Origin of the sequence: Paenibacillus sp. FSL F4-0100, from assembly GCF_037993005.1 — a bacterium.
Classification (GTDB): domain Bacteria; phylum Bacillota; class Bacilli; order Paenibacillales; family Paenibacillaceae; genus Paenibacillus_AQ.
Map to the genome: position 1 here is coordinate 159,521 of NZ_CP150303.1, position 13,809 is coordinate 173,329.

16 protein-coding genes and 1 pseudogene are annotated in these 13,809 nt (G+C 51.3%); 15 read left to right on the forward strand and 2 right to left on the reverse strand.

The genetic code is table 11. The features are described from left to right. Nucleotides 1-17: 17 nt before the first annotated feature. From hisB to trxB, 9 genes are all read left to right on the forward strand, one after another. The gene (hisB, locus tag MHH48_RS00780) at nucleotides 18-623 is read left to right on the forward strand and encodes an imidazoleglycerol-phosphate dehydratase HisB (RefSeq protein ID WP_076326198.1); all 606 of its coding nucleotides are present in this window, start codon (nucleotides 18-20) and stop codon (nucleotides 621-623) included. A gap of 3 nt (nucleotides 624-626) precedes the next feature. After that, nucleotides 627-1,235, forward strand: coding sequence for an imidazole glycerol phosphate synthase subunit HisH (gene hisH / locus MHH48_RS00785; protein ID WP_076326134.1), 609 nt, complete (start codon nucleotides 627-629; stop codon nucleotides 1,233-1,235). 42 nt (nucleotides 1,236-1,277) lie between these two features. Further along, on the forward strand, nucleotides 1,278-2,009 hold the full coding sequence (gene hisA / locus MHH48_RS00790; protein ID WP_179090734.1) for a 1-(5-phosphoribosyl)-5-[(5-phosphoribosylamino)methylideneamino]imidazole-4-carboxamide isomerase: 732 nt from the start codon (nucleotides 1,278-1,280) through the stop codon (nucleotides 2,007-2,009). A gap of 68 nt (nucleotides 2,010-2,077) precedes the next feature. Beyond that, entirely contained in the window at nucleotides 2,078-2,836 is a 759-nt protein-coding gene (gene hisF, locus MHH48_RS00795; RefSeq protein ID WP_076326136.1) for an imidazole glycerol phosphate synthase subunit HisF, read from the forward strand. Further along, entirely contained in the window at nucleotides 2,833-3,534 is a 702-nt protein-coding gene (hisIE, locus tag MHH48_RS00800; RefSeq protein ID WP_076326137.1) for a bifunctional phosphoribosyl-AMP cyclohydrolase/phosphoribosyl-ATP diphosphatase HisIE, read from the forward strand. Before hisF ends, hisIE begins: the two co-directional genes overlap by 4 nt. An 11-nt stretch (nucleotides 3,535-3,545) precedes the next feature. Then, nucleotides 3,546-4,385 carry a histidinol-phosphatase HisJ gene (gene hisJ / locus MHH48_RS00805; protein ID WP_076326138.1) on the forward strand — a complete coding sequence of 280 codons (840 nt, stop codon included), beginning with the start codon at nucleotides 3,546-3,548 and terminating at the stop codon, nucleotides 4,383-4,385. A gap of 170 nt (nucleotides 4,386-4,555) precedes the next feature. After that, nucleotides 4,556-5,506, forward strand: a complete 951-nt coding sequence (locus MHH48_RS00810; RefSeq protein ID WP_076326139.1) for a ribose-phosphate pyrophosphokinase — start codon at nucleotides 4,556-4,558, stop codon at nucleotides 5,504-5,506. A 143-nt stretch (nucleotides 5,507-5,649) separates the two neighbouring features. Further along, nucleotides 5,650-7,332, forward strand: coding sequence for a tetratricopeptide repeat protein (locus MHH48_RS00815; RefSeq protein ID WP_179090737.1), 1,683 nt, complete (start codon nucleotides 5,650-5,652; stop codon nucleotides 7,330-7,332). A 111-nt stretch (nucleotides 7,333-7,443) separates the two neighbouring features. Continuing rightward, the gene (gene trxB, locus MHH48_RS00820) at nucleotides 7,444-8,397 is read left to right on the forward strand and encodes a thioredoxin-disulfide reductase (protein ID WP_076326141.1); all 954 of its coding nucleotides are present in this window, start codon (nucleotides 7,444-7,446) and stop codon (nucleotides 8,395-8,397) included. A gap of 127 nt (nucleotides 8,398-8,524) precedes the next feature. Here the strand turns inward: trxB and MHH48_RS00825 are convergent. Then, nucleotides 8,525-8,641: pseudogene (locus MHH48_RS00825) on the reverse strand (spore coat protein); the annotation flags it as partial. Between the two features lie 41 nt (nucleotides 8,642-8,682). Then, nucleotides 8,683-9,135 carry a GNAT family N-acetyltransferase gene (locus MHH48_RS00830; RefSeq protein ID WP_076326142.1) on the reverse strand — a complete coding sequence of 151 codons (453 nt, stop codon included), beginning with the start codon at nucleotides 9,133-9,135 and terminating at the stop codon, nucleotides 8,683-8,685. Nucleotides 9,136-9,316: 181 nt separating this feature from the next. Here MHH48_RS00830 and MHH48_RS00835 point away from each other — a divergent pair, with 181 nt between their 5' ends. From MHH48_RS00835 to MHH48_RS00860, 6 genes are all read left to right on the forward strand, one after another. Further along, a complete protein-coding gene (locus MHH48_RS00835) occupies nucleotides 9,317-10,135 on the forward strand; it encodes a methyltransferase domain-containing protein (RefSeq protein ID WP_076326143.1) in 819 nt (272 codons plus the stop codon). Nucleotides 10,136-10,254: 119 nt separating this feature from the next. Beyond that, nucleotides 10,255-10,593 (forward strand): DUF2642 domain-containing protein, encoded by a 339-nt coding sequence (locus MHH48_RS00840; RefSeq protein ID WP_076326144.1) that lies wholly within the window; start codon nucleotides 10,255-10,257, stop codon nucleotides 10,591-10,593. A gap of 169 nt (nucleotides 10,594-10,762) precedes the next feature. Further along, nucleotides 10,763-11,539: an aminoglycoside 3'-phosphotransferase gene (locus MHH48_RS00845; RefSeq protein WP_076326145.1), complete on the forward strand. Its 777-nt coding sequence runs from the start codon at nucleotides 10,763-10,765 to the stop codon at nucleotides 11,537-11,539. Nucleotides 11,540-11,558: 19 nt separating this feature from the next. Beyond that, nucleotides 11,559-12,053 (forward strand): GNAT family N-acetyltransferase, encoded by a 495-nt coding sequence (locus MHH48_RS00850; protein WP_076326146.1) that lies wholly within the window; start codon nucleotides 11,559-11,561, stop codon nucleotides 12,051-12,053. Between the two features lie 43 nt (nucleotides 12,054-12,096). Then, entirely contained in the window at nucleotides 12,097-12,648 is a 552-nt protein-coding gene (locus MHH48_RS00855) for a GNAT family N-acetyltransferase (RefSeq protein WP_076326147.1), read from the forward strand. A 227-nt stretch (nucleotides 12,649-12,875) separates the two neighbouring features. Beyond that, on the forward strand, nucleotides 12,876-13,784 hold the full coding sequence (locus MHH48_RS00860) for a sugar ABC transporter permease (RefSeq protein WP_076326148.1): 909 nt from the start codon (nucleotides 12,876-12,878) through the stop codon (nucleotides 13,782-13,784). Nucleotides 13,785-13,809 lie beyond the last annotated feature (25 nt).

Genomic DNA, 13,809 nt, shown 5'->3' on the forward strand with positions numbered 1-13,809 from the left:
TAGAGGAGGCAATCAACGTGAGCAGTTTGGATGCAGCAGCAAGATCAGCCGGCGTGAGCCGTAAAACCAATGAGACCGATATTGCCCTGGATTTCAATGTCGATGGAACCGGCATCTCGGAATTGGAAACCGATGTGCCGTTTCTGAATCATATGCTTGATTTGTTTACGAAGCATGGGCAATTTGATCTTCGCGTCAAGGCGAAGGGAGATATCGAGATCGATGACCACCACACGGTGGAGGATATCGGGATTTGCCTGGGGCAGACGTTCCGCGAGGCGCTGGGCGATAAAAAAGGGATTAAGCGGTACGCCAGCGTGTTTGTACCGATGGATGAGGCGCTTGCTCAAGTCGTTGTGGATATCAGCAACCGTCCGCATTTTGAGTATCGGGCCGAGTACCCTTCGCAGCAGGTAGGCTCTTTTGATACTGAGCTTGTCCATGAATTTCTGTGGAAGTTGGCGCTGGAGGCGCGGATCACGCTGCATGTCATCGTTCATTACGGACACAATACCCACCATATGGTTGAAGCGGTATTTAAGGCTCTCGGCCGTGCATTGGATGAGGCGACTACCGTGGATCCGCGGGTGACCGGCGTGCCATCCACGAAGGGAGTGCTCTAATCGATGGCGATTGCAATCGTGGATTACGGCATGGGCAATCTGCACAGCGTCAGCAAAGCAGTGGAGCGGCTTGGATATAAGCCGCTCGTTACCGGGGAGCGAGAGGAGATTCTGGCGGCGGATGGCATCATTCTGCCTGGGGTCGGCGCGTTCGGCGATGCTATGGAGCAGCTGCGCGAAACCTCGCTGGACTCGGTCATGAAGGAAGCAGCGGAATCGGGGAAGCCGCTGCTGGGGATTTGCCTCGGCATGCAGCTCCTGTTCAGCCGGAGCGAGGAGCATGGCAAGTTTGAAGGGCTGGATATTTTGCCCGGATCGGTTGTACGGTTTACGGGTGGTGACTACAAGGTGCCGCATATGGGCTGGAATTCATTGCAGTTCGAGAAGCGGGAGCATCCGCTGTTTGCGGGACTTGAGGAAGGTCATGTGTATTTTGTCCACTCGTATCATGTTCTTCCTGAGGTTCAGGCTGACTTGCTGGCGGTTACCGATTACGGTCAGCCAGTGACAGCCATCGTGGGCCGCGATTCGGTGTATGGCATGCAGTTTCATCCCGAGAAGAGCGGGGAGCTTGGGATGAGCCTGCTTCGCAATTTCTTGGCTTTAACGTAATGTAAGGTGATCAAATAGACCAGAAGGAAAGTGGGAATGGGGATGTCCTCTTTTATCATATATCCGGCAATCGATATTCGCGGCGGCAAATGCGTCAGGCTCGTGCAAGGCGATTATAATCAAGAAACGGTATACAATGACAATCCGCTCGAGGTAGCTAAATCGTGGGAAGAGCAGGGCGGTACCTTTATTCATCTCGTGGATTTGGACGGCGCGAAGGCTGGCCATCCGGTGAATGACGATATCATCGGGAAGATCGCAGCAAGCGTCCAGGTTCCGGTTCAGGTAGGCGGCGGCCTGCGCACGCTGGCGGATGTGGAGCGGCTGTTGTCGCTTGGGGTCAGCCGGGTTATCATCGGTACAGCGGCGATTGAAGATCGTGTCTTTACGGAAGAGGTGCTGGGCAAGTACGGGGATAAGGTGGCCATCGGGATCGACGCGCGCAACGGATACGTCGCAACTAGGGGCTGGCTGGAAACGTCGGAGGTTCAAGCCGAGGTGTTGGCTAAGGAGCTGGCAGCCAAAGGAGCGGAAACCTTCATCTTTACCGATATTTCCCGGGACGGGATGATGCAGGGGCCTAATGTGGAGGCAATTGTCTCGCTTGCGAAAGCCAGCGGCCGCTCGGTCATCGCTTCGGGCGGCGTGACGAAGCTGGACGATTTGCTGGCGCTCAGCGCGCATAGCGGCGAAGGAGTAGGCGGAGCGATCGTAGGCAAGGCGCTGTATACAGGCAATATTGACCTGAACGAGGCAATTACGAGAATCAAATAGGTCTGGACTTAGGGTCCGTTCAAATAATCGGTTGATCGATATAGTTCATAGGGGAAGAAGGGAAAGGCATGCTGGCAAAACGGATCATACCTTGCCTGGACGTGAAGGACGGCCGGGTGGTGAAGGGTGTAAATTTTGTGAATCTCCGCGATGCGGGCGATCCCGTGGAATTGGCGGCGCTCTATGACCGGGAAGGCGCAGACGAGTTAGTCTTTCTGGATATTTCGGCATCGGTCGAAGGCCGGGCGACGATGGAGGAAGTCGTGCGGAAAACGGCAGGGGAAATTGCCATCCCTTTTACCGTGGGTGGAGGCATTTCGTCCGTTGAGGACATGAAGCGGATTCTGCGGGCAGGCGCGGATAAGATCGGGATGAATACGGCAGCGGTCAAGCAGCCGGAGCTGATCTCAGCCGGGGCACGCAAATTCGGCTCCCAATGCATCGTTGTGGCCATCGATGCCAAGTACAACGAAGCGTGGGGGGAATGGGAAGTATACACGCACGGCGGACGTACGCCTTCCGGCATCAAAGCGCTGGATTGGGTGAAGCAGGCGGAAAGCCTGGGTGCAGGCGAGATTCTGTTGACCAGCATGGATGCGGACGGAACGAAGGATGGGTTCGATCTATCGCTTACCTCTGCCGTATCTTCAATGGTACAGATCCCGGTCATCGCGTCCGGTGGTGCTGGCAAAGAGGATCACTTCTATGACGTGTTTACCACAGGCAAGGCGGATGCGGGTCTTGCCGCAACGATTTTCCATTATAAAGAGATCTCGATTCCTCATCTGAAGTTGCATCTTAGTCAAAAAGGAGTGGATATACGATGAGCGAAGATATGTTGAAGGATTTATCCCTGGAGCAGGTCAGCGAGCATATCCGTTGGGATGCCTCGGGCCTGGTGCCGGCGATTGTACAGGATGCACAGAGCAAGCAGGTGCTGATGATGGCTTATATGAATCGGGAGTCTCTTCGCTTGACGCTGGAAAGCGGCGAAACTTGGTTCTGGAGCCGTTCGCGCGAGGAGCTGTGGCATAAGGGGGCAACTTCCGGGAACGTCCAGACGGTCGTATCCATGACGTACGACTGTGATGGAGACACCCTCTTGCTGCTGGTGGATCCGAAGGGACCTGCTTGTCATACCGGACAAACAACCTGCTTCTACAATGAGATTACCGTTCAGGGGCAGAAGAGCGGGACTGCGAATAATCGTGCAGCTGCAGAGAGCGGGCGGTTTGCGGTTCTTGCTGAGCTGGAAGAAGTCATTGCCCAGCGTGAAGTGGAGCGGCCTGAAGGGGCCTATACGACTTACCTCTTTGATAAAGGGGTAGACAAAATTCTGAAGAAGGTGGGCGAAGAAGCTTCGGAAACGATCATCGCCGCCAAAAATAAAGACAACGCCGAGCTTAAGCTTGAAATCAGCGATCTGATCTATCACTTACTGGTACTTCTCCAGGAGCGCAAGCTCCCACTGGATGAGATCATGGATGAGCTGAGTCGCCGCCACGAACGGCCACGCCGCGATTAGGAGGTCTACCGATGCATATTGATTACCATACCCACCATGCCCGGTGCGGACATGCCGAGGGGCAACTGGAGGAGTATGTACGGCGCGCCATTGAACTCGGGATGGATCAATTGGGCTTGTCGGATCATATGCCTTTGATTCACGTCAACCCGGAAACCTATTATCCGGAAATGGCCATGCCGATGGACGAGCTGCCGCGTTACGTGGAAGAGTGCCTGCAGTTGAAGGAACGCTACAAAGGACAGATTGACATTCGGATCGGTCTCGAAGGCGATTATATCGAGGGATACGAAGAACAGATTAAGCGGATTGTGAAGGACTATCCGTGGGATTATGTTATCGGCTCCGTACACTTTCTGGGTGAGTGGGATATTACGGATTACCGTCAGACCCAAGGCTGGGAGGGCAAGGATCCGCTTGAGGTTTATCAGCAATATTATGATGCGGTGCAGAAAGCCGCCGCGACCGGCTTATATGATATCATGGGCCATCTGGACGTGATCAAGCGGTTCGGTTATGGACCAGGCCCCGAACAGAAGTCGGAAGTGATCGCTCTGGAACAAGCCGCGCTTGCGGCTGTGGCCCAAAGCGGGAAAGCCATGGAGCTGAATGCCTCCGGTTTATCGAAGGCCTGTGAGGAAATGTTTCCGAGCCGCCGCATGCTGGAGGAAGCGATTAAGCTTGGCGTTCCGTTGACTTTAGGGTCGGATGCCCATCAGCCGAGGAAGCTGGGCGAGCATCTGGACCAGGCCAGAACACTGCTATCGGAGCTTGGCGTTCGGGAGATCGCGACCTTCCGTAACCGGAAGCGGGAGATGGTGCTTTTGAATGTTGAGGGAAACAATGTATAATAAAGATAAGCACTAATTGCAAACAGGTTTATTGCAGACGGCTGTTTTCTACTTCTAGAGACCCTTCTTCGAAGAGGTTGATGGAGGCGGGAACGGCCTGATTTGACGATAACGCTTTCAACGAGATCGTTGCATCAGCCATTATCAACCACTCTCGTCAGGAGGTCCTCATGTATCGTTCATTACGATTGTTCGCCGGAACTTCCAATCCGGCGCTTGCTGCAAATATCAGTAAGCAGTTGGGAGTTGAACCGGGAAAGATCAAGATTTCCCGCTTTCAGAGTGGCGAAGTTTATGTGCACTTTGAAGAGAGCATCCGCAATTGCGATGTTTTTCTGCTGCAGTCCTTTTCTCACCCTATCAATGAAATGTTCGTAGAGCTGCTGGTGATGATTGATGCCGCGAAGCGTGCTTCCGCCAGAACGATCAATATCATTGTGCCTTATTACGGTTATGCCAGACAGGAACGAAAGGCAGCACCGCGTGAGCCGATTTCGGCCAAGATGGTAGCTGATGTGCTGACCACAGCCGGGGCCAACCGCGTGATTACGATTGATCTGCATGCCCCTGCTATTCAGGGCTTCTTCAATATACCGGTGGATCATCTGACTGCGCTTGATCTGATTACGGAATATTTGAAGACCAAGAAAATTGAGAACCCGGTCATCGTATCCCCCGATGCCGGGCGGGCGAAGACAGCCGAGAAACTTGCGAGTCGGTTGGGATCGCCGTTTGCCATGATGATCAAGCAGCGTCCTGCCCATAACGAAGCCGTTATCACCCATGTCATTGGGGACGTGGCGGGGCGTACGCCGATTATTATCGAGGACTTGATTGATACGGGAACCACCATCGTGCAAGTGGTCGAAGGTCTGAAGGAACGGGGAGCTAATGATGCCATTGTTTGTGCAACTCATGGGCTCTTCTCCGGTGAAGCACTAAGCCGTCTGGACCATGCTCATATCGAGGAAATCGTGGTCACAGACTCCATCGTGCTCCCGGATCATCACTGCAAGATGCGGCTTAAGGTGTTGTCTGTTGCGCCCATGTTGGCCCAGGCAACCCACATTATTACCGAGGGCGGCTCGATCGCCACTTTATTCAAAGACGCCGGTGTGTAAACTGGTGTCTTTTTTCTGCAAATGACGTTGAAACTTGTGTTATACTGTTGTGGATAGAGGAGCAAGTTAAAGGAGGTGCCTTGCTTTTCGTGAATGGTTATCCATATGGGTCAAGTGACCCCCACAATGTTATATCTATCGAGATGAATGCCAATTTCTTCTTCGATCGCGCGGTTCGTTCGCTTGATCGTTTCCAATATGACAGGGCTCTGAAATATTTTCGCAAAGCTGTTGAATATGAACCGGATAATCCGGTGAATCATTGCAATATGGCGGGTATATTATCAGAGACGGGAGATTATAAAGCTTCCAACGATGTGCTGGCTCACATTTTGGAGCAGGTTGACCCGTTGATGACGGAGTGCTACTTCTACATGGCGAACAATTACGCCAATATGGAACAGTTCGAGCAGGCGGAGGAAGCGCTTGTTACTTATTTGGAGGAAGACCCCAGCGGTCAGTTTCTGGATGAGGCCGAGGAGATGATGGAGCTGCTTCATTATGAGCTGAATCGTCCTGCCAAGCTGAACCGGATCAAGAGTCGTGAAGGCGTGGTCGAGCATGAGCATGCCCGGGCACTGCTTGAAGAAGGGAAATTCGCACAAGCGGTCAAGCTGTTGGAGGAAATCGTCAAGGATTATCCGGATTTTCTGGCTGCGCGCAACAATCTGGCTTTGGCCTATTATTATATGGGGCGCTTTGATACTGCGAAGCGTACCATTGGCGAGGTGTTGGATCAGGAACCAGGCAATCTGCACGGTTTATGCAATCTGGCTATCTTCTTTCAGCATGAAGGAAATCAGGAGCAGCGTGACCGATTGATGGACATGCTAACGGTGACGGTTCCTTTTCATCAGGAGCATGTGTTTAAGCTGGCGACAACGATGGGAATACTGGGGCAGCACGAAATTGCCTACGGTCATTTTCGCCGGTTGTTGAAGGAAGAGGAGTTTAGCGGAGATCCTAGTCTGTATCATTATACGGCCGTTGCGGCATGCAACAGCGGTTATTATGACAGGGCCGAGAAATATTGGCGGCAAGCATTGAAGCTGGACGGAGATTCGGTGATTCCGAATTTCTATCTGGCGCAGCTGCAGAAGCGTAAAGAGACCGGTACGGACCAGATGAAGGTGAGTTACCACTATCACCTTCCGTTTGAAGAGCAGTTCAAACGCTGGGAGCATGACGGCGACAAATTGACGGAGGAAGCGAAACAGAATCCGCTGATTCGTTCTTCGTTCTTCTGGGCGCTCCGGCATGGCGATCCCCACACCAAGCTGCAGGTGATCCGGACGCTGGAATTGATTGCCGATGAAGAGGTGCAGCATGCGTTGCAATCGTTCCTACAGGAACCGGGAGAGGATGCGGAGCTGAAAGATGCCGCCCGCCTGGTACTCCAGCAGATGGAGGCCGCAAGCAATCGGCTGAAGGAACGCCGCGACGATCGCGATCTATCCAGTAGCAAGACCCGCGAGGTGCTGCCGGATTGGCTGCCTTCCTGGAAGGCGGTGCTGGAGAAGGCAGAGCAGACCATGGACATGCGGGTAGACCCTTTTTGGAAAAAAGAGATGGAGAATCTCTGGTCCGAGTTCCTGAGCCGGCTGTACCCTGATATTCCGAACATTCGGAATGTGGAGGGCTGGGCAGCGGCATTGGAATATCTGACGGCCAAGAAGCGTGGGCGAACCCTAACCTATGAACAGGTGGCTGTCCGTTACGGTATTTCACCATCAACGGTGAGTCGTTACGCACGTCAAATGGATAGCGTATGTGAAACGAAAGCACAGCCGGATGATAATTTCCGGCCATTTACGGAAAACATTTAAGTAAGAACCCATATTCGGATACTTAGGAGACCTTGGTACATGAAGATTCCATAAGTCCTGAATAGGATGTAACACGTAACAGAAATCGACACCTTAAAGGAGGCCGTATCTATGTACAAATCAATCGTAATCGGAACAGGACCTGCCGGATTGACGGCAGCCATCTACTTGGCACGCGCGAACTTGAAGCCGCTCGTTATCGAGGGAATGCAGCCGGGCGGTCAGCTTACGACAACGACGGAGGTTGAGAACTTCCCTGGATTTCCGCAAGGAATCATGGGTCCCGAGCTGATGGATAATATGCGTCAACAAGCGGAGCGCTTCGGTGCAGAGTTCAAGAGTGCCTGGGTCGAGTCCGTTGATTTCTCCGAGCGTCCGTTCAAGGTGAATGTCGAGGGCATGGGCGAGCTTCTGGCTGAGTCCGTTATTATATCGACGGGAGCTTCCGCGAAGTATCTCGGAATTCCGGGAGAGCAGGAGAACGTTGGTCGCGGCGTAAGTACATGCGCCACATGCGACGGGTTCTTCTTCCGCGGGAAAAAGATCATTGTCATCGGCGGCGGCGACTCCGCGATGGAGGAAGCCAGCTTCTTGACGCGTTTTGCTTCCAGCGTAACGGTAGTGAACCGCCGGACCGAGCTGCGTGCATCCAAGATCATGCAGGATCGTGCACGTGAGAATGAGAAAATCCAGTGGGCTCTGGACCGTACGCCGGTTGAGGTGGTTACCAGCGAAACCGGTGTTAAAGGCCTGAAGGTCCGCAACAACGAGACCGGAGAAGACGAACTGATTGAAGCGGAAGGCGTATTCGTGGCTATCGGCCATACACCGAACACAGGCTTCCTTGGCAATCAGATTACGACCGATCCGACTGGTTACATCCTGGTTAAACCGGGAACGACGGAGACGAACATCCCGGGCGTATTCGCTTGCGGCGATGTCCAGGATACCCGTTACCGCCAAGCTATTACGGCTGCAGGGACAGGCTGTATGGCCGCTATGGACTGCGAGAAATATCTCGAGGGCCATATGGTGCATGACTGGAGCGAAACGCTGAATAAATAATCCCTGATTTTTTGAGGGATGATATGTAAAATAGAAAAAGCCTCTGAGCTATACGGCTGACGGTTTTGCGAGACTATCTCGTAAAAACCTGTGCTTGTGTAGCCCGGGGCTTTTTTTTGCTGGGAGGTTACAGGCTCAATACTTTGTTGGCATTGTTCACATCATTCTCCAGCAGCTGCTTCAAATTGTAAGACGGATACAGACCGCGTACATACATGAAATAGAAGATCTTCCCATGCAGCTCTCACCGGATGGAGGAATGATGCATCTGTCCAGCCCCGAGCCTTACAAATCTTGCGCCAACCGCACCATGTCACGCAGTCGCATGCCGTTCTCGTAGATTTCCTCATCATAATGGCGAACAAAAAAGTCCCGATCGATGCTTGTCATCCGAAATCCGCATTTCTGATACAGCGCCAGCTGCGCCACGCCAGTGCTTCCTGTGCCCACTTCAATTGTTGCATATCCGAGTTCCCGTGCCTGCCCGATGGCATGATTCACAAGCTGTTTGCCATAGCCCTGGCCGTGCAGATTCTCGCTTACCGCAACGTTAACCAGCTCGATCGTATCGGGCCTTGTAGGCAGCAGGACGTAGACCCCGATCTGATGCGAGTCCTCTTCAGCCACATAGCAATGACCGCGCTTTACATAGTCATCAACCAGCCTTAACGATGGATCCGCAAGCAGCAGCAGGTCCATAGGGGGTTTTTCATGAGTATTCAGCTTTCTAATGTTCACGAGCGTTCTCCTTATATCTATAGTGATTTTAAAACAGGTTTATTGTAACATGCCTGGGCACGGAATTCCTGGATTTGGATGATTTCAACTGACGGTTGAATTCTTCCGGGATTCAAAAACCAGGTTATTGTATGCCTTACGTAACGCCCCTACAATGAGGTTAAATAGGAGAGTGATCCATATGAGAGACATGTTAGCCAAAAATATTAATCGTTACCGCAAAGAACGGGGGCTCACCCAGGAGGGATTGGCTCACCAGCTGGGCGTTACGTTCCAGGCGGTATCCAAATGGGAAACGGGACAGACCATGCCCGATATTGCGCTGCTTCCGGAGCTGTCACAGCTGCTGGACGTCAGCATCGATAAGTTGTTTGGTTATTCTGGGGCGGGCAAGCCGATCAGCATATATGAAGAGGAGTACAAAACACCGGAGTACTATTGGGGGACGGAGCCGAACGCGGCCTGTTATCAGGTGCTTGAAATGATCCCGCCCACAAGAAGAGTAAAGCTGCTGGATATCGGGTGTGGGGAAGGGAAGGATGCCGTGTTTTTTGCCCGTAACGGCTATGAGGTCACGGCATTCGACATATCGGATGCGGGGATCGAGAAAACGAAGCGATTGGCTGATAACATCGGGGTACACGTGAACGTATTCAAGGCGGATATTTCGGATTACCGTCTGGACTCGGAGTTTGATGTGCTGTATTCCAGCGGCGTTCTGCATTATATCAGACCCGAGTATCGTGAAGAAATCTTTACTAATTATAAAAAATTCACGTCGGCAGAGGGATTTCATTGCCTTAATGTGTTCGTAAAAAAGCCGTTCATAACGCCTCCTCCCGAGGATGAGCCGTACGCTTACGACTGGAAATCCGGGGAGCTTATGATGCATTATCACGATTGGTTGATTCACAGCTGCCCGGAGGTTATTTTTGATTGCAATTCGTCAGGTATACCGCACCGGCATGCGATGAGTAAGTTGATTGCACAGAAGGCGTAATGGAAGGCGAGTTAGGCTGCTTTCTAACTTTTTCGTACAAATATGAGGATGGTTAACATAGCGGCCCCTTCCCAAACATACATAAGGGTGTAGATTAATATTGGCATGGGAGGTTTTTCATGAACAACCATAACCATTTTGGTTATCCAGCGCCGCCTGCGGGTTATGCACCGGGTTACTATGCTTATCCCCCGCCCCAACCGATACCACTGTATTACGCGCCTCGTACCCCGGCAATTCCGCAGCCAGCCCATTACGCAACGTTGGTTGAACCGGTATTTATTGAACATCTGCTCCGGCATAAAGGAGCCAAGGTAGTCATCGTGACTACCGCGGGGAAAGTCGATGGGATCTTGTCCGCAGTTGCGGTGGACCATCTCCAATTGACGGTTGGGGATAATAAGGCACTGCACATTCGTCTGGCCGAGGTGGTGTACTTCGAGGGAGTTCCGTTCTGATAAATAGGTGAGCAAAAATAGTTTAAATAAAAAATTACCGGCTGGAAGGGAAGGATTAGGCCAGCAAATCGCCAATTCATACAGTACAGATCCGAAGGCGTTCCGATGGGGACGTCTTTATTCTATTGAACTGAGGCCGACCGATTGGACGGGGCGGTATGGAGGAACGATGAAAAAAGTAAGCATTCCATTCGACATAAAGACGCTGCCTGTTAGCTTGCAGCCCTATATCCAGACAGCTACCGTCTATGACAGCAGCTCCTCGGAACAGGCTAAAACCCTGTACATCGAGGGAGCGAACCAACCGATGTTTTTAAAGATAACGAAACGGGATGAACTTAAGAGAGAAGGATTGATGTCGGATTATTTACACGGAAAAGGCCTGGCTCCTAAGGTGCTGGCCTATGAGCAGCATGGCGATAACGATTACCTGCTGACCGTCGCCCTGCAAGGGGATGATGGGGTGTCCGGGGGACATCTGAAAGATCCGAAGAGACTGGCTGCCGTGTTCGGAGAGAGTTTGCGTTATCTCCATTCTATATCTGCTACCGATTGTCCCTTTCCGAATCGAACAGCTGAACTTATCCAGGAGTATCAGGAAGGCATCATGAACAAAATGGGAGATATCAAAGGGTTTCCGGGCGGAAGAGAACAGGCTCTATTATGCCTTGAGAAGCTGCAGGGAACGGCTGATCATGATGTGCTGCTCCACGGCGATTATTGTCTGCCGAATTTGATTATGAGAGATTTCCAGCTTGAAGGTTTTATCGATCTGGGTTATGGCGGGATCGGAGACCTTCATTACGACCTCTATTGGGGAATTTGGACGCTTCGATATAACCTGGGAAGCGATGACTACCAGGATATTTTTCTCGACCATTACGGCCGGAACGATTTTGATCCGGAGAGATTGGCGTTATGGACCGCATTGACGGATAGTATCTAGGGTGGGAAGGAAGATGCACATGAATTCATACCATATTCGAGTCGCTGGCCGGGAGGATGAATCCTTTTTGCGGGAGATGCTGTATGAGTCTCTGTATGTGCCCGAGGGAGAGGAGCCTTTTGGCCGAGACATACTCGAAGAGCCGTTCATGAAAAAATACGTGGACGACTGGGGGCGAGCGGGCGATTTAGGCTATATTGCCGTGAATGCCACAGGGAAGCCGATAGGCTCGATTACGATCCGTCATTTTGATGAAGAGAACAAAGGGTTCGGTTATGTGAGTGATGACATTCCCGAGCTGGGCATGGCGCTGCTGCCGGAATCCCGCAGGCAAGGGCTTGGAACGGCCCTGATGAAGGAATTGTTCAGAGGAATGAAGGAGCAGGGGATTCAGAAGGTATCGTTAAGCGTCGCTCCCGAGAACACGGCCGCTATGAAATTATATGAGCGTTTCGGATTTCAGGAGGTAGGCGTAAGCGGAACATCTATCACGATGGTTGCGGATGTAATCTGAAACACGAGAATTGGGGATTTAATAATGAAGATGGGGGATCACGATGCTGGTGTACGAGGCTGGACCGATTACGGTTCGCGAGCTGGAGGAGAAACATGAATTATCTTTAGTTTCTTGGTTGTCGAATCCGGATGTGCTGCAGTATTACGAGGGACGGGATAATCCTCATGATGTGGAGCGGGTGCGGGAGCATTTCTATGTGGATGATGATGAGACCCGCTGTATTATTGAGTATGAGGGGAAACCGATCGGGTATATCCAGTTTTATCTTTTGGATGAGGAGACGTTAGGCGAGTATGGGTATAACGGGAGTGATGCAGACTGCAGAACATTCGCCACGGATCAATTTATCGGGGAGCCGGATTATTGGAATCGAGGCATCGGTACGAGGCTCGTGACTTCCATGGTGGAGTATCTCGTGTTTCAGAGGCAGGCTGACCGGATCGTGATGGACCCGCAGGCTTGGAATGAACGGGCGATTGCTTGTTACGAGAAGTGCGGCTTTCGGAAGATCAGGCTGCTGGAGAAGCATGAACACCATGAAGGAGAACCGCGAGACTGCTGGATTATTGAATATCGGGCGGAGCGAAATTAAATACATTTTGACATAGAGGGATGGGCCAGCGTGGCTCATCCTTTTTTGTTCCGCGCAAACGCACAAAAAGTAAAATTCGTTCCAAAATGCACATTTCTCTTTCTTATAAGCGGCAAGCGACTTTTTTACAATGGAGGTATCCAGATTCTATGTTCAACAGCATCGGTCTCAAATAGAGATACAAGTGAAATGTGGTGCTAAGCAAAAATGCCCAGGAGGAGAGACGTATGAAACGAACAAACAAATCTGCCCATCTTAGCATGGCAGCGAAGGAGCAAATTGCCGGATATTTATTTGTTGCTCCTTTAATGCTTGGGCTGTTTATTTTGACATTAATCCCTGTCATTGGGTCTTTGCTGCTAAGTTTCACGAATTGGAACTTCGTAGCCGGGATGGGCGCAATCAAATTTGCAGGACTGAGTAATTTCGTCACCCTATTCAAGGACAGTGCGTTTATGCAAAGTTTGGTTAACAATCTGGTCTTCATTATTACCGTTCCTGTTACCATGATTTTGGCCTTGGTACTTTCGGTACTGATTGACCGGCAGGTCTATCTTAAGGGTGCCTTTAAGGTTATTTACTTTCTTCCCTATATTTCAAGCATTGTTGCTGTCGCCATGGTGTGGCAGGTTCTATTCCACCCATCTCTTGGCCCGGTGAATAAGTCGCTGATGTCCCTGGGTATAGATAATCCGCCGAAATGGCTTGCGGATATCGATTTTGCGCTGCCGTCCCTGATGATGATTCAGGTGTGGATCCTATTAGGGTACAACATCATCATCTATATTGCCGGATTACAGTCCATCCCAAGAGACCTGTATGAAGCTGCCGAGATTGATGGAGCGAATGCATGGGTGAAATTCCGCAGTATTACGCTGCCGTGCATATCGCCGACCACCTTTTTCTTATTAGTGACCGGGATCATCGGCACCTTCAAGATTTTTGATCTGATCCAAGTTCTAACACAGGGCGGACCGGCTAATTCGACAACTGTCATCGTATATGAGTTGTACGATACAGCCTTCAACCAACTGAAGACAGGTTATGCCTCCAGTATGGCTTTGATCCTGTTCCTGATCTGTCTGCTGATCACGGGTGCACAGATGTTGGCTCAGAAGAAATGGGTTAACTATTAAGCGAATTTCAATGAGAGGAGGGGTA

Coding starts and splice junctions, on each gene's coding strand:
- hisH (WP_076326134.1), top strand. CDS start 627: ATGGCGATTGCAATCGTGGATTACGGCATGGGCAATCTGCACAGCGTC.
- hisA (WP_179090734.1), top strand. CDS start 1,278: ATGTCCTCTTTTATCATATATCCGGCAATCGATATTCGCGGCGGCAAA.
- hisF (WP_076326136.1), top strand. CDS start 2,078: ATGCTGGCAAAACGGATCATACCTTGCCTGGACGTGAAGGACGGCCGG.
- hisIE (WP_076326137.1), top strand. CDS start 2,833: ATGAGCGAAGATATGTTGAAGGATTTATCCCTGGAGCAGGTCAGCGAG.
- hisJ (WP_076326138.1), top strand. CDS start 3,546: ATGCATATTGATTACCATACCCACCATGCCCGGTGCGGACATGCCGAG.
- MHH48_RS00810 (WP_076326139.1), top strand. CDS start 4,556: ATGTATCGTTCATTACGATTGTTCGCCGGAACTTCCAATCCGGCGCTT.
- MHH48_RS00815 (WP_179090737.1), top strand. CDS start 5,650: ATGAATGCCAATTTCTTCTTCGATCGCGCGGTTCGTTCGCTTGATCGT.
- trxB (WP_076326141.1), top strand. CDS start 7,444: ATGTACAAATCAATCGTAATCGGAACAGGACCTGCCGGATTGACGGCA.
- MHH48_RS00835 (WP_076326143.1), top strand. CDS start 9,317: ATGAGAGACATGTTAGCCAAAAATATTAATCGTTACCGCAAAGAACGG.
- MHH48_RS00840 (WP_076326144.1), top strand. CDS start 10,255: ATGAACAACCATAACCATTTTGGTTATCCAGCGCCGCCTGCGGGTTAT.
- MHH48_RS00845 (WP_076326145.1), top strand. CDS start 10,763: ATGAAAAAAGTAAGCATTCCATTCGACATAAAGACGCTGCCTGTTAGC.
- MHH48_RS00850 (WP_076326146.1), top strand. CDS start 11,559: ATGAATTCATACCATATTCGAGTCGCTGGCCGGGAGGATGAATCCTTT.
- MHH48_RS00855 (WP_076326147.1), top strand. CDS start 12,097: ATGCTGGTGTACGAGGCTGGACCGATTACGGTTCGCGAGCTGGAGGAG.
- MHH48_RS00860 (WP_076326148.1), top strand. CDS start 12,876: ATGAAACGAACAAACAAATCTGCCCATCTTAGCATGGCAGCGAAGGAG.